The sequence below is a fragment of the Pseudomonas sp. Van50 genome, assembly GCF_055390755.1.
The window spans coordinates 5071872-5089677 of sequence record NZ_AP024343.1; the positions used below are offsets into that span (position 1 = coordinate 5071872).

The following is a 17806-nucleotide window of genomic DNA, read 5'->3' on the forward strand; positions in this document are numbered from 1 at the left end:
GGCCGGTACGGGCCGCCTACTTTCATGCATCAAGGAGGACAGCTCATGCGAATTCTCGTGGTCAACGTCAACACCACCGAATCCATCACCCAGGCCATCGCTCGCCAGGCCCAGGCCGTGGCCGCGCCGGGCACCGAGATCGTCGGGCTCACGCCGCATTTCGGTGCCGATTCCATCGAGGGCAATTTTGAAAGCTACCTGGCGGCCATAGCGGTGATGGACCGGGTGATGTCCTACGACCAACCGTTCGACGCGGTGATCCAGGCCGGCTACGGCGAACATGGCCGCGAAGGTCTGCAAGAACTGCTGAACGTGCCGGTAGTAGACATCACCGATGCCGGTGCCAGTACCGCCATGTTCCTCGGCCACGCTTATTCGGTGGTCACCACCCTGGACCGCACCGTGCCGCTGATCGAAGACCGGCTCAAGCTGTCCGGCCTGTTCGACCGCTGCGCCTCGGTACGGGCCAGCGGCCTGGCGGTGCTGGAGCTTGAGCAGGACCCGCAGCGGGCGGTCGAGGCCATCGTGCGCCAGGCCGAACTGGCGGTCAGCCAGGACAAGGCCGAAGTGATCTGCCTGGGCTGCGGCGGCATGGCCGGGCTCGATGAGCAGATCCGCCAGCGCACCGGAGTGCCGGTGGTCGATGGCGTGACGGCGGCGGTGACCATTGCCGAATCACTGGTGCGGCTGGGGTTATCGACCTCGAAAGTGCGCACCTACGCCACGCCTCGGCCCAAGACCATCATTGGCTGGCCGGGGCGGTTTGGGCGGTGAGCTCACAGGCTTGGACCGAGGTGCCTTGAATCGCGAGCAAGCTCGCTCCCACAGGGTTTGTGGTGTTCACAAAACTGCTGATCAGCCCCTCCAACTGTGGGAGCGAGCTTGCTCGGCGATTGAGGCCAACGCGGTCCAGCGCCCAACTCAAACCGCACTGAACCGCCGCGCCAACCCCTGCTCGGCAAACTGCTCGATGATGAAATCCACGAACACCCGCGTCTTGCCCGGCAGCAGCTTATGCTCGGCGTAGTAAATGGAGATATTGCCGTCATCGACGTACCAGTCCGGCAGCACCCGTTGCAGCGCGCCGGACTCCAGATAGGGCACGGCCACCGGCATGCTCACCAGCCCGATGCCCAGCCCTTGGGCCGCGGCCGCGCAGTCGGCTTCCGAATCGCTCATGGTCATGCGGGTCTTGAGCATGAGCGGGCTGTGTTGCTGGGTTCGGCTGGTCAATTGCCAGGAGCGCACGCGGCCGGTTTGTGGCGAGCGAATCAGGATGCCCTGGTGCTGCGCCAGATCTTCCGGTTCCACCAATGCAGCGTGGGTGTTCAGGTAGTCCGTGGATGCAACCAGCACCCGATGAGCCACCGTCAACTTGCGCGCCACCACGCCCTGGGGCAGCTCGAAACCACCGCCGATGGCGGCATCGAACCCCTGGCCGATCAGGTCTACCTGGCGGTTATCGAAATGCCAATCGGGGTTGATCGCCGGGTAGCGCCGCAAAAACTCCCCGAGCAATGGCACGACATACAAGCGACCGAACGCCGTGCCCATGCTCACCTTCAGCGTTCCCGCCGGTTGCCCGCCGGCGCTGGCCAGGTTGGCGACGGCGTTCTGGATGGTGTTGAAGCTGCTGCCGACTTCCCTCAGGAACAACTGGCCGGCTTCAGTCAGCCTCAGGCTGCGGGTACTACGCTGGAACAGGCGCACCCCCATCCGCGCCTCCAGCTTGGCGACGCTTTTACCCACCGCCGCTGGGGTCACGCTCAAGCGTCGCGCCGCCTCGGCAAAGCTGCCGACTTCGGCGCTGCGCACAAAGCATTCGATACTGTTGAAGGTCTCCATGGGCCTCACTCTAAACTTTTGGTTTAGACAGACTATAGCAATGACGGTCTACACAGCCCATGACGCCTTCTTGATACTCGCTCCATCACCGCGGCACTTCGCCCCGGCACTTTTTGGAGAACATCATGAGTACCCAAGCACTGAACGGTAAAGTCGCCTTGATCCAGGGCGGTTCTCGCGGCATCGGCGCCGCCATCGTCAAACGCCTTGCCGCAGAAGGCGCCGCCGTGGCCTTCACCTACGTCAGCTCTGGCGCAAAATCAGAAGAATTGCAGAACAGCATCACCGCAGCGGGCGGCAAGGCCTTGGCAATCAAGGCGGACAGCGCCGACGCCGACGCCGTTCGTAACGCCGTCGCCGCCACCGTCGAAGCTTTCGGGCGTTTGGATATCCTGGTCAATAACGCGGGCGTGCTGGCCATGGGGCCGCTGGATGAATTCAAACTCGAAGATTTCGACCAGACCCTGGCCGTCAACGTGCGCAGCGTGTTCGTCGCCACCCAGGCGGCAGCGCGGCACATGGGCGAAGGTGGCCGGGTCATCAACATCGGCAGCACCAACGCCGACCGCATGCCCTTCGTCGGTGGCGCGACCTACGCCATGAGCAAGTCCGCGCTGGTGGGCCTGACCAAAGGCCTGGCACGCGACCTCGGCCCGCGCGGCATCACCGTCAACAACGTGCAGCCCGGCCCGGTGGACACCGACATGAACCCGGCCGACAGTGACTTCGCCTCCAGCCTGTTGTCGCTGATGGCCGTCGGGCGCTACGGCAATGTCGATGAAATCGCCAGTTTCGTCGCCTACCTGGCAGGGCCGGAAGCCGGTTATATCACCGGCGCCAGCCTGACCATCGACGGTGGTTTTGGCGCCTGATCCGAGCCGATCATTGTGGCGAGGGAGCTTGCTCCCGCGGGGCTGCGCAGCAGCCCTTCGCTGTCAGGCCCACTCCAGCTCCGGCAGACCGCAAAGGCTCGGCTGGAACATTTTCAAGGAGCGGATGATCCCGTCGGCATGGGCGTATTTTTCGTCCGCCATGGCCGAATCCGGAATGGCAATGGCGGTCATGCCGGCGGCTTTCGCGGCTGTCACGCCGAACGGCGAATCTTCGAACACCAGGCAGTCGCGCGGCTCGACACCCAGGCGCCGGGCGGCGGTGAGGAAGATATCCGGTGCCGGTTTCGCCGCACCGACCTCCGGATCATCGGCCGTCACGATGCAATCGAACAGCGCGAACCAGTCCCGGTGCAACGTGGTTTTCAGCGCGAACGTGGGGCTGGACGAACTGGTACCCACCGCAATGGGAATGTTGTGGGCCTTGAGATGCCGCACCAGTTCCTCGGCACCGGGCATGCCCAGGGCGTGAGGAAAACGCTCGCGCATCAAGGGCTCGCGGATGACCAGGAATTCCTGGGGGGTGATCGGCAACTCCAGGGCCTGGACGACGTAATTGGCCAGGTCCGTGGCCCCGCGCCCGATGATGTTCTGCTTGACGCTCCAATCGAACGTGCGCCCGTAGCGCTCGGCGATGATGGAGGTGACCTCGGTGTAGATCCCCTCGGTGTCCAGCAACAGCCCATCCATGTCGAAAATCACAGCTTTGATCGGGCCAAACTCTTTCAGCGGTGCATTCATCGCATCTGATCCGTTATCAACACAACATTCCAGGGATGGCTCAGGTGCGGCCAGGGCAGCGTGTTCGCCTTAAAGGATTCAGCAGGATAACGAACGGGGCTTGGAACCGGCAATGGTAAATCTGAGGATGAGCTTTGTGGCGAGGGAGCTTGCTCCCGCTCGGTTGCGCAGCGACCGCAGGATCGTGGGGCTGCTTCGCAACCCAGCGGGAGCAAGCTCCCTCGCCACTCATGTAGGTTGATGATGGGAGGTTACTGGCCGGAGCCGCCCGACCCCGAACCACTGCCGCCCGAGCTGCCACCGCTGTCACTGGTACCGCTTCCGCCGTTGGTCCCACCGCCCGCGTCGGCACCGCCCATCGTGCTGCCGCCACTCAGCGAACCGCTGCCCGTGCCGGGGCTGGTGCTGCTGCCGCTGGCATCGCCGCCATTGCCGCCGCCCACAGAGCCCGGAGGCAAGGCGTTCTCGCTGGCACCGGACTTGGAGCCGGCTTCCATTTCCGAGGACGGTGGCATCCCGCCCTTGTCCACGGGGGCGTGCCGCTCGAAGATTGTGCGAAAGCGGCCAATGAACTGACGGAAAGAATCCCGGCGAGTGTCAGCGCTGTCATGTTGGACTTCATCATGGTGAGTCTCCTTTTCAAGATACTTACCTGATGTCTGGCACGTCAAGATACTTACCTGATGTCTGGCACGCGTGGCGGGGCGATGGTGCCACTGAATCGACAGGCGGGCCCGTCGATCAGCTCGGCGTGCCAGAGGCGTCGTCACCGGCGATGTCCGGATCATCCGGAGTCGCTTCGACGTCCTCGTCGTCGCTGGGCACCTGCTCGACGCCCGCCTCGTCATCGGGCGGGAGCTGGTCGCGGCTCAGCGGGTTGGTGGGCGATGGTAGCGGGTATTCTGGGGTTTCTTCGTCATTGGGAACGGGGGAATCGGCAGTCATACAATCTCCCGACAGGTGCACGCACCTGTCCTGCAGCTTAGAGAACGCGGACGATCAGTTTGCACGCCTTCACTCGTAGGATTCGTCCTCGAGTTCAGCGTCTTCATCGTCGAGCAAGGGCACCTGGGCGTCATCCATCAGGGAACCGGGGTCTTCGTTGCCCGGGTCGTTGGGGCCTGGATCATTGATGAAGGGCACGCCCGTCGGGCCCTTTTCTTCCTTGCCTTCGGTTTCCGGCGTCATGGCACACCTCGCGATTGCTGATGGATGTATGAATTTGAGGTGGGGGGACAGCAATCGTTCCTGAGAAATGTTCAGGGGGCCTGTTCACGGAAATGGCAGGTCAATAAAAAACCCGGCACAGAGACCGGGTCTTTTCATCCAAGCATCCGCTTAACGATGATTTCTCTTGTGCTTGTACTTGTGCTTCTTGCCGCCGGAGTGACCGTCGTTGTCATTGGACAGGTTGCTGCCCAACGCGCCGCCCGCCGCGCCGCCGACGCCAGCACCGATGGTGGAGCCGGTGGAGCCGCCCAGACGGTTACCGACGATCGAACCACCGGCCGACCCCAGGCCACCGCCGATGGCGGCTTCCGTGCGGCTGCCCTTACGCGCGCCCACGGCGCTGCCGGCTGCGCCGCCGACACCCGCGCCGATCGCGGCGCCTGTGCTGCCGCCCATCTGCTGGCCGACCACGTTGCCCAACACACCGCCCAGACCGCCGCCGACTGCAGCGGTACCGTCACCGGCAGCCATCGCGCCCTGGGCAACCACCAACCCCAGTACCAAGGTGGACAAAGTCAAACGCATGATAGAAACCTCAAGAATGCCGCATCGGGGAGAAATGGCCAGTGCGCGCGGGCGCGAGTGTACGCCAAACGCGTCAGCCATGACGGTTGGACAACGAAACGGCGGATTATTTTATGACAGGCAAAAAAAAGCCCGCTGGGGAAACGGGCAGGTACTGCTTTCTAACGGATGAGCTGAGAGTACGTACCTGCTTGTGAAAGAAACGTGAAAGAAACCGCCGGCTGAGAAAATATGAAAAATATTTACGCAAAGACCGGAATGCTCCCCGTAGGAGCTGCCGAAGGCTGCGATCTTTTACCTTTCGCTTTGGATTCAATCGACAGGAGAAAGATCGCAGCCCGGTGGGAGCCTGTCACTTCTTGACCGGAACCCTGGGCAAAAACTTGGCTTTCTCCCCTCGCTGCACTTTGGCCACCTTCGTCCTGATGGACTTGATCGGCTCGTCGCCAAAGTCTGCATGGTAGGTCGACTGACCACACTGCAATCCTTCATTGATCGGATACGCGGCTCCGTGCTCCTCGCTGTACGATGCTCCCATTGCATTTCCCCTTTCATTGAGGTCCATACCGACAACAACCGGTTGCCTGACAATATCGACCTTCACAACAATGAGACTAGCCGGTCATCAACAGACTGTTTATTCAACAAGCCTCTTCGCCGACGAGTGGAACTCACTGTTTCAAAAAGGAAACACTCATTCAGCACCCAGCATCGTCCGGTTCAAAACCCGGGAAACCTGGTCGGCCGAATAGGGTTTGGACAAGAACTCAAAGCCTTCATGACCACTGTGGGCCAACTCTTCGCTGTAGCCGGAAGTGAGCACCACTGGCAGATCCGGGCGACGCTGGCGCAGCTCCCGGGCCAAGGCGATACCGCCGATGCCTGGCATCACCACGTCAGAAAATACCGCGTCGAATGCCATCGCATCCGGCCCGACCATTTCCAGCGCTTCTTCGGCGTTGGTCGCCCAGGCGGTTTCGTAGCCCAGGTCCTGGAGGATCTGGTTGGCAAAACGCCCCACCTCCAGGTTGTCTTCCACGATCAACACCCGGCGCTTGCCCTTTTCCAGCACCAGGTGCGTGACCTCCTCCCTGAGCGGCTCGTGGTTTTGCTCTGGCGCCACTTCCGGAAGGTACAACGTGAACACCGCGCCCTCGCCCACCACAGTCGAAACATCGACGTTGCCACCGGACTGCTTGGCAAAGCCGAACACCTGTGACAAGCCCAACCCCGTGCCCTTGCCCACTTCCTTGGTGGTGAAGAAGGGTTCGAAGATGTGTTCGAGCACTTGCGAGTCAATACCGGTACCGGTGTCAGCCAAGGCAATGGCAGCAAAGGACTGCCCGGCCCCGGCATGACCACGGATCGGCGGCATGCCACCGTCGCAACTGAGCCGAAGCCACAGCGTGCCCTGGCCATTCATGGCATCCCGGGCATTGAGGGCCATGTTGATCAACGCCGTCTCGAACTGGCTCAGGTCCGCGCGGATGTAACAGGGCCGATCGCACAACTCGACGTTGACCTGGATCCGCGCCCCGGTGACGGTTTGCAGCATGTCCCCCAGGCTCAGCACTTGCTTGGCCACATCGATGACTTCTGGCTTCAACGGCTGGCGCCGGGCAAACGCGAGCAACTGGCTGGTCAACTTGGAGGCGCGCTCCACCGTTTCCGAAACCGCCGTCATGTAGCGTTGCCGGCGCTCTTCGGACAAGTTGGGCATACGCAGGAAGTCCACCGAAGAACGGATGATCGTCAGCAGGTTGTTGAAATCATGGGCCACGCCGCCGGTGAGCTGGCCGATGGCTTCAAGTTTTTGCGACTGGCGCAGCGCCGCTTCGGTCTGTTTCAAACGCGTGGTGCGTTCCTCGACCCGTTCTTCCAGCGTCGCGTTCAATTCGGCCAGGGCCGCCAACCCTTCGCGCACGGCAGCGTCGGCACGGGCGCGCTCGATGTGGGCCCAGGAACGCTCGGTGACTTCCATCAGCAGCGCCAGATCGTTGGATGACCAGACCCGCGGCGTTTTGTCGTGAATGGCCATCAGCGCGGTCAATCGCCCGCCCTTGATCAACGGCACGCAAATGGTAGCCGCGATACCCATGGCCTGGAACGTCGCCGCTTCCTCCGGCGCCAGCTCCTTGAGGTTATCGTTGATCACCAGCGGCTTGCCGGCCCGCAGGTTGGCGACGGCCAGCCGACCAAAATCAGCCAGCCGATAATGCCCGAGGATATGGGGCGAACCCGCCCTGGCCCAATCGCCGCGAATGGTGAAGCCGTCCTCGTCCTCATCCATGTCCGCATAGGCACAATTGGACAGGTTCAAGTGCGCCGCCAGAATCCGCGTGGTGGTCGCCATGATGGCCTGCGGGTCGGTAGCGTTGGCCACCGCATTGCCAATGGCATCCAGCACCGCCAGCCGTTGGGTCATGAACACCGTGGACGTGGTCTCGGTGACCGTATCCAACATGCCCACCACCGTGCCGAACTGGTCACGGATGGGGCTATAGCAGAACGTGAAATAAGCCTGCTCAGGACCGCCGCCGCGCTCGATGACCAGGGGGAAGTTCTCTATATAAGTGGCTTGCCCATCGAAGGCCGCGCGCACGATCGGCCCGATATCGTTCCAGACCTCCCGCCACACCTCATCGAACCGCCGCCCCAGCGCCTCGGGCTTGCTGCCGAGGATCGGCAGGAACGCATCGTTGTACAACGTGATCAGGTCCGGCCCCCACACGATGGCCTGGGGAAAATGCGAGGCGAGGCTCAGCGCCACCGTGGTCTTCAACACATCAGGCCACTGCGAAGGCGGCCCGAGCGGCGTGCCCTCCCAAGGATGACGGCGGACCCGCTCAGCCATTTCTCCAGAGCTCTGAAGCCAATCTGTCATTGCGTTCGATCCTTCTGAGACGCCAATACCAACGAGGGGGAAACGCTTGTGACCCCAGGCAGGGTCGTATTATCCCGCGACGGGTGGGAATGCGCGATTGGATTGTGGGAGGCGTCGGGGGGCAAATGGGGGGTGAAGGGCGGAAATCGGGGTTAGGCTACAGAAATGTCTTACATATCGTTGGGAATGGGCTTGATGTAGGTGAAGAGACTGCCAAGTTGTAAGACATACAGCTCGGATGCTTACGACGATGGCAACGTCCTACATATGATTGGGAATCCCCTTCGCTATCAATCCCTTGCGTATTTTTTACGGCGGCGACTATAGTCTTGGCGTCGCCCAAATGGTGGCCGGGTTTGGCGACCCGCAGTGGGCAAAACTATCCAGTGGAGCTTACTTATGAATCAATACATGGGCCTGACCAGCAACGCCGACGACCAACCCCTCTACGTCGATACCACCGCCCCGCTACACATCCTGCTCGACTCAGCTGCCTACCGAATCCGTGCCGCGACCCAATTCCTGGAGAACCTGGCGATGCGTGATGAACTGACCATCGATCCCGCGACCTTGCAAGATCTGGCGCAACTTTGCTGCATCCCGCTACGTGATGGGTGTGACGTGATGGATGTGATTGCACGACGATTGGATGCGGCACCGGCAGGTTCCACGCCATAAGCCTGCCCGCCGACAACCTGTGGCGAGGGAGCTTGCTCCCGCTGGGCTGCGCAGCGGCCCCTTTTTGTGAGCGCTGCGCACTCAAGCGGGAGCAAGCTCCCTCGCCACGAGCGCATCGTCGACCTGAACTACTCGACCATCCCGTCACCGCCCTCCTTCTTGACCACGAGCTTGTTCCCTTCCGCCATGGCCTCGACCAATTCAGAACATCCCTCCACTTCACGCTTGCCATCAACGCGCTCGGCCTGGGTGTGATTGCACGAATATTGGATGCGGCACCGGCAGGTTCCACGCCATAAGCCTGCCCGCCGACAACCTGTGGCGAGGGAGCTTGCTCCCGCTGGGCTGCGCAGCGGCCCCTTTTTGTGAGCGCTGCGCACTCAAGCGGGAGCAAGCTCCCTCGCCACGAGCGCATCGTCGACCTGAACTACTCGACAATCCCGTTATAAACAACAGTCGCAGCGCCCTCCTTCTTGACCATGAGCTTGTTCCCTTCCGCCATGGCCTCGACCAATTCAGAACATCCCTCCACTTCACGCTTGCCATCAACGCGCTCGGCCTGGGTGTGATTGCACGAATATTGGATGCGGCGCCGGCAGGTTCCACGCCATAAGCCTGCCCGCCGACAACCTGTGGCGAGGGAGCTTGCTCCCGCTGGGCTGCGCAGCGGCCCCTTTTTTGAGCGCTGCGCACTCAAGCGGGAGCAAGCTCCCTCGCCACGAGCGCATCGTCGACCTGAACTACTCGACAATCCCGTCACCGCCCTCCTTCTTGACCACGAGCTTGTTCCCTTCCGCCATGGCCTCGACCAATTCAGAATATCCCTCCACTTCACGCTTGCCATCAACGCGCTCGGCCTGGGTGTGATTGCACGAATATTGGATGCGGCGCCGGCAGGTTCCACGCCATAAGCCTGCCCGCCGACAACCTGTGGCGAGGGAGCTTGCTCCCGCCGGGCTGCGCAGCGGCCCCTTTTATGAGCGCTGCGCACTCAAGCGGGAGCAAGCTCCCTCCGCCACGGGTGCATCGTCGACCTGAACTACTCGACCATCCCGTTATAAACAACAGTCACACCGTCCTCCTTCTTGACCATGAGCTTGTTCCCTTCCGCCATGGCCTCGACCAACTCAGAACATCCCTCCACTTCACGCTTGCCATCAACGCGCTCGGCCTGGGTGTCGAAACTGAATACATAAGTCGACGCCGGGCAAGCATTGCCGCCCTCGCCCGTGGAAACCACCAACACATACTTGCTCGGGCCAAACGTGTAAGCCTTTTCAATCGTCACATAACCGGTGTACTCGGCCTGCTCGACAATGGATTCCATGACGTTCATCACACCCGCCCGCGATTGATAATTCAGCGCAGTTGCCATCGCCTCAGTCTGAGTCGTGAAAGGTCCGGCACGCTCGGTATTGACGGGCAGCGGTTGATAGGCAACGCCCGGCGGCGCGGGAGGTGCGGCTTGAGTCTTGGCGGTGGTTTTTGCAACAGGGCTTCGCTGGAGTTGAGGGCTGTCGCATTGGCCGTTTTTGCAGATGAAATCGCCTTGGCAATCGATGTCTTCCGAGCACGAGTTCGTTTCTTCGAAGGTGCTCTGGTCGGCCTTGGCGTAACCGACGACGGCCAGTGTCAGGAGGGTGCAGGCGAGCAAACGCTTCATCGGTGAAGTCCTTTTCTTGGATGGTGGTTGGATGATAATTGCAAAACATTCCGGGATTGTCTCTGTCGCCTCCGTTTTCCAGTGTCCGGTGGTCCCACTTTGGTTTACAGACTAGCCTTCCAAATGCCCGCACAAGGACGAACCATGGCTGACCGCAAACAACTCCACCAAGACGGCTACATTCTGCTCCGTCGAGCGATCCCGAACGAGTGGCTGGCTGACTTGCGTAGCGTGTTCGATGCAGGCGTGCGACCGTCGGATCAATGGCCAGTGCCCCGTGGCATGGACTGGCGCTATTCGATGCTGGACGATGATTCGAGGATTCAAGCCGTGTGTCGTCTACCCCAGCTACTGGCGGTGGCAGGTGAGTTGATCGGCGAACAATTCTTCCTCTCCCAAGTGGAAGGCCGCGAACCCCTTGCCGGTGGCGGCCAGCAACCACTGCACCGCGATCTGTCGGCCCAACGACCAGGCGACATCGCCATCGCCCTGGCATTCTTCGACGATTACGGCCCCGAGAACGGCGCGACACGGATCGTCCCCGGCAGCCATCGCCCCGAGCCGGGCGCCCCACCCTTCGACTTCAATGACGAGTCACGCGCTGTACAGCTTTCAGGCAGTGCCGGTGACATCCTGGTGTTCGATGTGGACCTGGTGCACGCGGGCAGCCTGAACGCGATCGGCGCACGCCGTCGCTCCATCCTGATCAGCTATTTCGCGGAATCGCTCTACGCGTCACACCTGGAAACCGTGGCGCTGCGCAATATTCGCATGGACACCCGCGATCGATTCGCCCCCTCGGCGTTTACTTTCGAGGGCTAGTTTTTTGGGTCGATGAAAGTTGTGCGCAACGGTTCGAATCTGAGCTTTAATGCCCGGGCTTTTTGAGAACCCCATTCGTCTGATCAAGGAAGAAACGACATTGAAAACAGCTTTCGGCGCCCTGTTGTTGGCCTGCCTGACAACGACCGCATTGGCTGACGAAGCCCCCATCGGTTTTCAATCTTCCAACCTGCCGGATCCACACAATGGCCGCGCACTGGAGATGGTGGTCTGGTACCCGAGCGCAACCACCACGGCCCCGCAACTGATCGCCGATAATGCGGTGTTTGTCGGCGCGTCCGCCGTGCGTAACGCGCCGCCAACTGCGGGCGAACATCCATTGGTGGTGCTCTCCCACGGCTACAGGGGTAACTGGAGCAACCAGATTTGGTTGGCCAGCGCCTTGGCCCAGAAGGGTTACATCGTCGCCGCCATCAACCACCCCGGCAGCACCACCCATGACCGTAGCCCCCAAGCAGCGGCGCAGTTATGGCAGCGCCCTGTCGACCTGCGCCGGGCCATCGATGCGGTCACGACTCACCCTGAAAAATTTGGCCAGGTCGCCAATGATCGAATTGCAGCCGTGGGCCATTCCCTCGGCGGCTGGACCGCCCTGGAGATCGCCGGCGCTCGCTTCGACCCAGAGCGCTTCACCCAGGACTGCAAAGCCCATTCGCAGTTATCCAGCTGCACGGTTTACGAACAGATGAACCCCGCCAGCACCTCAGAAGCAAAGACCGAACTGGCCGCCGATTGGCGCGATAAACGTGTTACTGCGGTGGTGACATTGGACCTGGGCCTTTCGCGGGGTCTGACCGATAAAAGCCTGGCCGCACTGCCGGTCCCCGCCTTGGTGATCGCGGCCGGTGTACCGTCGCAAGAGCTTCCCGCTGAGTTGGAATCTGCCAACCTGGCCAAGCGCCTGCCCCCAGCGTCAAGCCGTTACGTCGAGATCAGCGATGCGAGCCATTTCAGCTTCATGTCGATGTGTAAGCCTGGTGCGCAGGAAATGCTTGAGGAGGAAGTGCCAGGGGATGGGATCATTTGTCGCGATGGTGATGGGGGTCGTGCTCGGGGGTGATTCAGCAGCAGGTTGCATCGCTGATCGCAGAGTTTTTGGCGCAGTCATCGGGTTATGAAGAAGGTCGTTTGTAATCGAGTGGTGCTGACTTGAAGCGGTTCGACGAGACGCCGGAACAGCCATTTTGCACCCATACAATTTTTGCCCCTTAAAGACCTATACAAAAGAAAAAGAAGGTGTACGATATATCGCCAATGGCCATATGCCATTATTTATTACTCTGCAATAGTGCCCCGTAGAAACTCAAAAATTTCAGGGATGAGCTTGGAAATTGAATATAAAATACGAGAAACGACTGGTTGCATTTATTGATGTGCTTGGCTTTAAAAATCTTGTCTATGCCTCATCAACAGCCTCGATAGATACTTATTATAGTTTCATCCTCTCCAACTTCCACTCCGCAGTAACTAAGCGAAACTTTGATTTCTTACTGATAAGTGATTCGATTGTTATTTACTGCGACGAGTCATCTGAAAATCTCCTTGAGTTGATGAAATTATCAAGCTTACTGCAGTCGGGACTGCTCGCCAAAGGTATTCCTGTTCGAGGAGCAATCTCACACGGCGACCTTTTTGTTGATAAGGCCAACAATATAATTGTTGGCGCAGGCTTGATCAATGCCTACACTCTTGAAGCTGCAGCAAAATACCCCAGGATAATTATTGATCGCTCACTTATCTTGAAGTACTACGGTTCTATGACCGGTGCGCTTGCCGAGTGCGTGGTATCAGGGCTTCCACACTTGTCGAATGTTTCTCATAATGGCGGAGTGGTGGATTATCCATATTTGAATTATGGAAGAATTTTATCTACCTCCATGAGCAATAGACCGTTCGAAGGCGCTCTAAACTTGCTAAAATCCAATTTTTATAAAAATGAAAATACTGAAAAATATGAATGGCTAAGGCACTATCTTATTTGGGCTTTCGATGAGCAGAAAAAGCATCTGGAAGACAAGCTTGAGCTTAATCATAATGAGCGCTCACGCTTGAGAAGAGTTTCAAAATATATCGACTCGTTTGAATCTCTCTGATCCAGATAGGCGTCTATAAAATATGATTATTAAGCTACATTCAACTTGGTTAGGGTTTTGCGCCCAACATGGTTTTTAGCTGTTGGATGGCCCCTTCTGGCCTTTTCTGTTGAAAAAGTAGACCTCCTGTCTGGCCTGCGACGAAATTGGGTCATCGGCCAGTTGGAGGATTCGCAGCATGACGGGACAATTGTCGAGCGGACAAGAGGGGTGGTTTTACTCGTAAACATTGAAGATTACATCCCAGCCTGTCATCTGCTGCGCAACATTCAATCGTTGCCTCGATCTGAGTGATCTGCGCCATTACCTCGCCGATTTCTATAGCCCGATTGATCCTGAACTGATGATTCACCTGCTGATCGTGGGTTACTGCTACGGTATTCGCTCCGAACGCAGGTTGTGCGAAGAGGCTCACTTGAACCTGGCGTATCGCTGCTTCCGTCGAATCGGCCGACGGCTTCCGGTCGCGGCGGCTAGTCATTGGCCGAGAGCTGTCAGGTAGATTGTCTCCATTGATGCCGCGAGCCTTACCTGTGACTTAAGCCATTGGGTCAACGCGGCAGGGTCGTTGACGAACAGCCCGTTACTTGTGGATAAGTCAGGCAAACCAGTGTCAGTTTATTCTTCGGTTCAAATCCGTGATCAATCATGCAGCGTTGGGCTTTGGCAGTGCTCCAATGCTTGCGACCTCTAGATTCGACCCCAGTGGTTTGGCATAGCCGCATGCGTACATTACCGGCAGGGCTTCACTATCATTGGCTACCTGGACTGAGAAATGCTTGGCCGATTCTGTTGAAAAAATCAGCCATGGTTTGCGCATCAGGAAAGCACGCGCCCCAGATTGAATCTTTACTTTTGGCGGAGGCTTCCGGACTCAAATTTCACGTAGCAGCGTGAAAAAAGGCATTTTCACCAGTCAATGATCAGGTAGTTTGGGCAGACCGACTTTTTCATGCTCCATTTTTCATAGGCGTCACGGTATGTCTCTTCCCCAATAGTTTCCGACTTAACTATCCTACGCCTCCACCCCAAAACGGATTCGCCAAGATGTATCTGCGTTCAAGCGTGTTATGCCTATGCCTTTTCAGCACCCTGAGCCAGGCCGCTGTCAACTGTTCTGCCCTGGCGGAAAAGATCTCCGGCACCGTGCCTGAGTTTCATCCGTCGGTGCAAGGCAAGGTCATTGGCACCGGACGCCTGCATTTTCACGAAGCGCCGGATGAAGCCTGTGCCAATAAAAAGATTTTCGTAATACCCGGCGACTCTCTCACCGTTTACGCCAGCCTTGAAGACGAATCATGGCTGGAAGTGAACTTCATCGCCAAGAGTGGCGACGACTACACAGGTTGGGTAAAGGCGGACCGGGTCGAGATTGGTGTACCTTACGGAGCGCCACCGGACGATGCCGACGAGGCGCCAGCGGGCGATGCCCAGTAATTCAAAATGGGTGTGCCCTTTTTCATTTTTGAAGCGCAGGAGAAACAATGACGGACTCGCCAGAAGGGAGTGCGCTGTTGCCGGCCAGCACACACGGCGACCTCGACGTGGCTGATGCTACGGGTTTCGCTGCCTGGGCTCGCGTCTGGGCGGAGCTTGGCGTCGGATGTGCGTCACAAGAGACGTACGAAGCACTCATTCGACGCTACGGCGAGCCGCATCGCGCTTACCACACCCTCCAGCATCTGCAGGAATGCCTTCAGGTGCGCCGGTTCGTCAACGCGGCCTGCCCGGCCCCCGCCGAAGTCGACCTCGCGCTATGGTTCCATGATGCGATCTACGACCCTCTTCGCAGCGACAACGAGCTGCGCAGTGCCCAATGGTTGGATGATGTGGCACGTGATAACGGCCTGGGCGATGAAACGCGACGCAGGCTTTACGAGCTGGTGATGGTGACGCGACACGACGCTGCTCCGGCGTCGGCAGACGAAGCGGTGCTGGTGGACACGGATCTGGCGATCCTTGGGGCAGCGTTCGAGCGGTTCGAGGAGTACGACCAACAAATCCGCCGCGAGTACTCGTTTGTACCGCTGTCTGTGTACCGCCAAAAGCGCCGCCAGGTCCTTGAAGGTTTTCTGGCACGCGGGCGCATTTATACAACTGCACCGTACTTCGACGCATTCGAGCAGCAGGCACGGGCCAATCTTGCACGCGCCATCGACCGTCTCGACTGAAGACTGGCGTCATTCGGCAAATCGGGTTTCAGCCATCGGATCAGGCTTCAGATCAACCGATCCACAACCCTCGCATTCCACAACTCCCGATACCGCTCCCGCCACCCAGGACTTCCTTTATCCAGCCACTCCAACGTCGCCTCAACACTTTCAGGGCTGATGATGAAGTGATTGATATGCTCCTCGATCCGCTCTTGCGATAGATGCAGCGCGTCCAAGTAACCATTGAAAGAATCCGCCAGCACCACATATTCATCGCCCTGCTGACGGCGCCCGGTCCAGGCCGGTAAACCCGCCACCATCGCCGCCACGTCCTGGCGCCCTTCACGCAAATCCAGCAGCAAGATACTCGCGCCGCCGTCACGCCCGATCGGCAACAATCCCGTCGCGGGGAAGCCGGGCTGAGCCCGCAGTTGCTCCAGTTCGAAGGGGTTGGATTCATACTCTTTGTCCGGATCCAGCCCGTACAGTGAAAAGCTGAGCAACTCCTCATCGCCATTGGCGAGCGTGGCCAGCACATCGTATTCCACGTAGGCGCCGTTGCAGGTCTTGAGGAACTGGCGATAGTCGTCCGGCAAGCGGGCACCCAGGCTGGCTTCCAGTTGCGCGATGGCAAGGTCGGTGGCGCCTTCACGGGTGTCTTCGAGGATGAGTCCACGGTAGTCAGTCATTGATGTCTCGAAAGGGTATGGGATGGGACGCGGTATCAATCGATCTTACAAAAAAAGCGACCGATCACTCGGGTTGGTTTTCGGCCGCCCCTCCCGGCCTCACACCACACTCGCCCGATGCAGACTGCTCATATGCCCAACGCCCGCCGCCTTCAACCGACTCACCAGATCCTCCCTAGCCGTTCGCCCCCCTGAACGCACGTACTCCAGCTCCGCCGCGGTGATCAAGACCACCGGCACCAACCTGACCGGGGACAAGGGCATGTCATCCAGTTGGGTAGGGAAATCCGGTGCCGGGGCGCCGAGCAGAACGCCGGTGGAGTCGTCATCGGTCACAAAGAGTTTGGGCAGTTGATCGCTCATGTGGTGCGATTGGCTCAGCCCGGGAAGTTCAAGGGATAGCGCCCCGTGCTGGTCAAGTTGGTGGGTGATGCCACCCGCGTCGGCCACCGTTTTGGCGACGTGTTCCACCAGCTCGAATGCCCAGCTGCGTTTGAAAGGGTCGACCTCTCCCGCCGGGCCATAAGCGTGCTCGGGGATATCCGCAGTTTCGACGAACAATTCCATTTCGAAGCCGTTGCCCATTCCTTCCGTATCATCGAATGGATCGGACAGGCCTTCGGTGGCGAGAATGATCGCGTCGCCCCGGCGAACCACGCGGTAGGCCTGGCGGGTCGAAGGCCAGTACGGGCCGCCGGAAAAAGTCGGACTGATCAGGTAGGAAAGAACATCCTGCTCGACCGTACCGACAGCGCTCCAATGACGATCCAGGCACGCTGCGCCGGCTTCCCGGACGGCCAGATTGGCTGCTTCAGCCTCGGTCAGGTCGCCAGGCTCGTGGGACTGCGGCGCAGGCTGGTCGTTTTGGGTTTCAGGGGTTTTCGCTGAACCGAAGAGCTTCTTGAAGAAATTCATGGGCGTTCCTATCTGAAAATTGCAGTTGATGTAGGCTCAGTCACTACGCTTGGATCGATTTCAAAAGGATGAATATGACGTTGACGGTCGAAAGTTTGGTGAGCATAGCAATGACCAACCCAATCAACGCACAAATCACCGCGCGCTTGCCTTCACTCGGTTTGAATCAATGCATGCTCACCGCTGGCTGCCTGTTCCAAGCCGTCTGGAATCATCAGTCGCAGCGGCCACCCGCTTGGGGCGTGAAGGATTACGATGTTTTTTACTTCGACCCCGACCTGTCCTGGGAGGCCGAGGATGAAGTGATCCATGCCGCCCAGCGTCTCTTCCAGGACCTCGACGTCAACATCGAGATCAAGAACCAGGCGCGCGTCCACCTTTGGTACGGTCAGCGGTTTGGCAAGCCCTACCCTCAGCTTCAGTCGGCCAAGGATGGCATTGATCGTTACTTGATTGCGGGTACGTGTATTGGGCTGGATGTCGATACCGGTGAGGTCTATGCGCCCTATGGCCTGGACGACATAGAGCAAGGCGTTCTTCGCATGAATCCAAGAAATCCCCAGCCTGACTTGTTCGATGAGAAGGCGAAAAGTTATCAGGCTCGCTGGCCGTGGCTCAGCATCATGGAGAAATGATGCAACCGCCATAATCCTGTGG

Annotated in this window: 19 protein-coding genes and 2 pseudogenes; 10 read left to right on the forward strand and 11 right to left on the reverse strand. The window is 59.1% G+C overall.

Annotated elements, in window-relative coordinates; genetic code table 11:
• Positions 1-45: 45 nt before the first annotated feature.
• Positions 46-774 (forward strand): aspartate/glutamate racemase family protein, encoded by a 729-nt coding sequence (locus ACZ5M5_RS21415; protein WP_060741345.1) that lies wholly within the window; start codon positions 46-48, stop codon positions 772-774.
• A gap of 147 nt (positions 775-921) precedes the next feature.
• On the opposite strand, the gene ACZ5M5_RS21420 is transcribed toward ACZ5M5_RS21415, so the two are convergent.
• Positions 922-1845 carry a LysR family transcriptional regulator gene (locus ACZ5M5_RS21420; RefSeq protein WP_060741344.1) on the reverse strand — a complete coding sequence of 308 codons (924 nt, stop codon included), beginning with the start codon at positions 1843-1845 and terminating at the stop codon, positions 922-924.
• Positions 1846-1970: 125 nt separating this feature from the next.
• Here ACZ5M5_RS21420 and ACZ5M5_RS21425 point away from each other — a divergent pair, with 125 nt between their 5' ends.
• Positions 1971-2717, forward strand: a complete 747-nt coding sequence (locus ACZ5M5_RS21425; RefSeq protein ID WP_060741343.1) for a 3-oxoacyl-ACP reductase family protein — start codon at positions 1971-1973, stop codon at positions 2715-2717.
• A 63-nt stretch (positions 2718-2780) separates the two neighbouring features.
• Here the strand turns inward: ACZ5M5_RS21425 and ACZ5M5_RS21430 are convergent, their stop codons facing one another.
• The 7 genes from ACZ5M5_RS21430 to ACZ5M5_RS21460 form a co-directional block, all read right to left on the reverse strand.
• Entirely contained in the window at positions 2781-3476 is a 696-nt protein-coding gene (locus tag ACZ5M5_RS21430) for an HAD-IA family hydrolase (RefSeq protein ID WP_060741342.1), read from the reverse strand.
• 251 nt (positions 3477-3727) lie between these two features.
• Positions 3728-3991: a hypothetical protein gene (locus tag ACZ5M5_RS21435; RefSeq protein WP_464737956.1), complete on the reverse strand. Its 264-nt coding sequence runs from the start codon at positions 3989-3991 to the stop codon at positions 3728-3730.
• A 226-nt stretch (positions 3992-4217) separates the two neighbouring features.
• On the reverse strand, positions 4218-4421 hold the full coding sequence (locus tag ACZ5M5_RS21440) for a hypothetical protein (protein WP_060741340.1): 204 nt from the start codon (positions 4419-4421) through the stop codon (positions 4218-4220).
• A 69-nt stretch (positions 4422-4490) separates the two neighbouring features.
• Positions 4491-4664, reverse strand: coding sequence for a hypothetical protein (locus tag ACZ5M5_RS21445; protein ID WP_170842313.1), 174 nt, complete (start codon positions 4662-4664; stop codon positions 4491-4493).
• A gap of 150 nt (positions 4665-4814) precedes the next feature.
• The gene (locus ACZ5M5_RS21450; RefSeq protein ID WP_060741339.1) at positions 4815-5231 is read right to left on the reverse strand and encodes a glycine zipper domain-containing protein; all 417 of its coding nucleotides are present in this window, start codon (positions 5229-5231) and stop codon (positions 4815-4817) included.
• A gap of 352 nt (positions 5232-5583) precedes the next feature.
• Positions 5584-5796 carry a hypothetical protein gene (locus ACZ5M5_RS21455; RefSeq protein ID WP_237140767.1) on the reverse strand — a complete coding sequence of 71 codons (213 nt, stop codon included), beginning with the start codon at positions 5794-5796 and terminating at the stop codon, positions 5584-5586.
• Between the two features lie 129 nt (positions 5797-5925).
• Complete coding sequence (locus ACZ5M5_RS21460; RefSeq protein ID WP_464737957.1) at positions 5926-8115, reverse strand: GAF domain-containing hybrid sensor histidine kinase/response regulator; 2190 nt, start codon at positions 8113-8115, stop codon at positions 5926-5928.
• Positions 8116-8514: 399 nt separating this feature from the next.
• On the opposite strand from ACZ5M5_RS21460, the gene ACZ5M5_RS21465 reads away from it, so the two are divergent.
• Positions 8515-8793: a hypothetical protein gene (locus ACZ5M5_RS21465; protein WP_060741336.1), complete on the forward strand. Its 279-nt coding sequence runs from the start codon at positions 8515-8517 to the stop codon at positions 8791-8793.
• A 1039-nt stretch (positions 8794-9832) separates the two neighbouring features.
• Here the strand turns inward: ACZ5M5_RS21465 and ACZ5M5_RS21470 are convergent.
• The gene (locus ACZ5M5_RS21470) at positions 9833-10456 is read right to left on the reverse strand and encodes a hypothetical protein (protein WP_464737958.1); all 624 of its coding nucleotides are present in this window, start codon (positions 10454-10456) and stop codon (positions 9833-9835) included.
• 144 nt (positions 10457-10600) lie between these two features.
• Between ACZ5M5_RS21470 and ACZ5M5_RS21475 the strand changes: the two genes are divergently transcribed.
• The 6 genes and pseudogenes from ACZ5M5_RS21475 to ACZ5M5_RS21500 all read left to right on the forward strand — a co-directional run bounded on the left by ACZ5M5_RS21475 (position 10601) and on the right by ACZ5M5_RS21500 (position 15563).
• The gene (locus tag ACZ5M5_RS21475; RefSeq protein WP_103311072.1) at positions 10601-11278 is read left to right on the forward strand and encodes a phytanoyl-CoA dioxygenase family protein; all 678 of its coding nucleotides are present in this window, start codon (positions 10601-10603) and stop codon (positions 11276-11278) included.
• Between the two features lie 100 nt (positions 11279-11378).
• Positions 11379-12433, forward strand: a pseudogene (locus tag ACZ5M5_RS21480) (alpha/beta hydrolase family protein).
• A 197-nt stretch (positions 12434-12630) separates the two neighbouring features.
• Complete coding sequence (locus ACZ5M5_RS21485; RefSeq protein ID WP_060741333.1) at positions 12631-13392, forward strand: hypothetical protein; 762 nt, start codon at positions 12631-12633, stop codon at positions 13390-13392.
• Between the two features lie 178 nt (positions 13393-13570).
• Positions 13571-13843 (forward strand): annotated as a pseudogene (locus ACZ5M5_RS21490) (transposase); the annotation flags it as partial.
• 596 nt (positions 13844-14439) lie between these two features.
• Complete coding sequence (locus ACZ5M5_RS21495; protein ID WP_060741332.1) at positions 14440-14829, forward strand: hypothetical protein; 390 nt, start codon at positions 14440-14442, stop codon at positions 14827-14829.
• Positions 14830-14876: 47 nt separating this feature from the next.
• A complete protein-coding gene (locus ACZ5M5_RS21500) occupies positions 14877-15563 on the forward strand; it encodes an HD domain-containing protein (RefSeq protein WP_464737959.1) in 687 nt (228 codons plus the stop codon).
• A gap of 47 nt (positions 15564-15610) precedes the next feature.
• On the opposite strand, the gene ACZ5M5_RS21505 is transcribed toward ACZ5M5_RS21500, so the two are convergent.
• Positions 15611-16234, reverse strand: a complete 624-nt coding sequence (locus tag ACZ5M5_RS21505; RefSeq protein WP_464737960.1) for an SMI1/KNR4 family protein — start codon at positions 16232-16234, stop codon at positions 15611-15613.
• A 99-nt stretch (positions 16235-16333) separates the two neighbouring features.
• The gene (locus ACZ5M5_RS21510) at positions 16334-17149 is read right to left on the reverse strand and encodes a suppressor of fused domain protein (protein WP_464737961.1); all 816 of its coding nucleotides are present in this window, start codon (positions 17147-17149) and stop codon (positions 16334-16336) included.
• A 74-nt stretch (positions 17150-17223) separates the two neighbouring features.
• Between ACZ5M5_RS21510 and ACZ5M5_RS21515 the strand changes: the two genes are divergently transcribed.
• Positions 17224-17784: a nucleotidyltransferase family protein gene (locus ACZ5M5_RS21515; RefSeq protein WP_060741328.1), complete on the forward strand. Its 561-nt coding sequence runs from the start codon at positions 17224-17226 to the stop codon at positions 17782-17784.
• Positions 17785-17806 lie beyond the last annotated feature (22 nt).

What these genes read in the sequence shown, in the direction of transcription:
- ACZ5M5_RS21475 (WP_103311072.1), top strand. Translation starts at nt 10,601, where the DNA reads ATGGCTGACCGCAAACAACTCCACCAAGACGGCTACATTCTGCTCCGT.
- ACZ5M5_RS21425 (WP_060741343.1), top strand. Translation starts at nt 1,971, where the DNA reads ATGAGTACCCAAGCACTGAACGGTAAAGTCGCCTTGATCCAGGGCGGT.
- ACZ5M5_RS21515 (WP_060741328.1), top strand. Translation starts at nt 17,224, where the DNA reads ATGACGTTGACGGTCGAAAGTTTGGTGAGCATAGCAATGACCAACCCA.
- ACZ5M5_RS21435 (WP_464737956.1), bottom strand. Translation starts at nt 3,991, where the DNA reads ATGCCACCGTCCTCGGAAATGGAAGCCGGCTCCAAGTCCGGTGCCAGC.
- ACZ5M5_RS21505 (WP_464737960.1), bottom strand. Translation starts at nt 16,234, where the DNA reads ATGACTGACTACCGTGGACTCATCCTCGAAGACACCCGTGAAGGCGCC.
- ACZ5M5_RS21460 (WP_464737957.1), bottom strand. Translation starts at nt 8,115, where the DNA reads ATGACAGATTGGCTTCAGAGCTCTGGAGAAATGGCTGAGCGGGTCCGC.
- ACZ5M5_RS21470 (WP_464737958.1), bottom strand. Translation starts at nt 10,456, where the DNA reads ATGAAGCGTTTGCTCGCCTGCACCCTCCTGACACTGGCCGTCGTCGGT.
- ACZ5M5_RS21500 (WP_464737959.1), top strand. Translation starts at nt 14,877, where the DNA reads ATGACGGACTCGCCAGAAGGGAGTGCGCTGTTGCCGGCCAGCACACAC.
- ACZ5M5_RS21450 (WP_060741339.1), bottom strand. Translation starts at nt 5,231, where the DNA reads ATGCGTTTGACTTTGTCCACCTTGGTACTGGGGTTGGTGGTTGCCCAG.
- ACZ5M5_RS21465 (WP_060741336.1), top strand. Translation starts at nt 8,515, where the DNA reads ATGAATCAATACATGGGCCTGACCAGCAACGCCGACGACCAACCCCTC.
- ACZ5M5_RS21510 (WP_464737961.1), bottom strand. Translation starts at nt 17,149, where the DNA reads ATGAATTTCTTCAAGAAGCTCTTCGGTTCAGCGAAAACCCCTGAAACC.
- ACZ5M5_RS21430 (WP_060741342.1), bottom strand. Translation starts at nt 3,476, where the DNA reads ATGAATGCACCGCTGAAAGAGTTTGGCCCGATCAAAGCTGTGATTTTC.
- ACZ5M5_RS21420 (WP_060741344.1), bottom strand. Translation starts at nt 1,845, where the DNA reads ATGGAGACCTTCAACAGTATCGAATGCTTTGTGCGCAGCGCCGAAGTC.
- ACZ5M5_RS21495 (WP_060741332.1), top strand. Translation starts at nt 14,440, where the DNA reads ATGTATCTGCGTTCAAGCGTGTTATGCCTATGCCTTTTCAGCACCCTG.
- ACZ5M5_RS21440 (WP_060741340.1), bottom strand. Translation starts at nt 4,421, where the DNA reads ATGACTGCCGATTCCCCCGTTCCCAATGACGAAGAAACCCCAGAATAC.
- ACZ5M5_RS21445 (WP_170842313.1), bottom strand. Translation starts at nt 4,664, where the DNA reads ATGACGCCGGAAACCGAAGGCAAGGAAGAAAAGGGCCCGACGGGCGTG.
- ACZ5M5_RS21455 (WP_237140767.1), bottom strand. Translation starts at nt 5,796, where the DNA reads ATGGACCTCAATGAAAGGGGAAATGCAATGGGAGCATCGTACAGCGAG.
- ACZ5M5_RS21415 (WP_060741345.1), top strand. Translation starts at nt 46, where the DNA reads ATGCGAATTCTCGTGGTCAACGTCAACACCACCGAATCCATCACCCAG.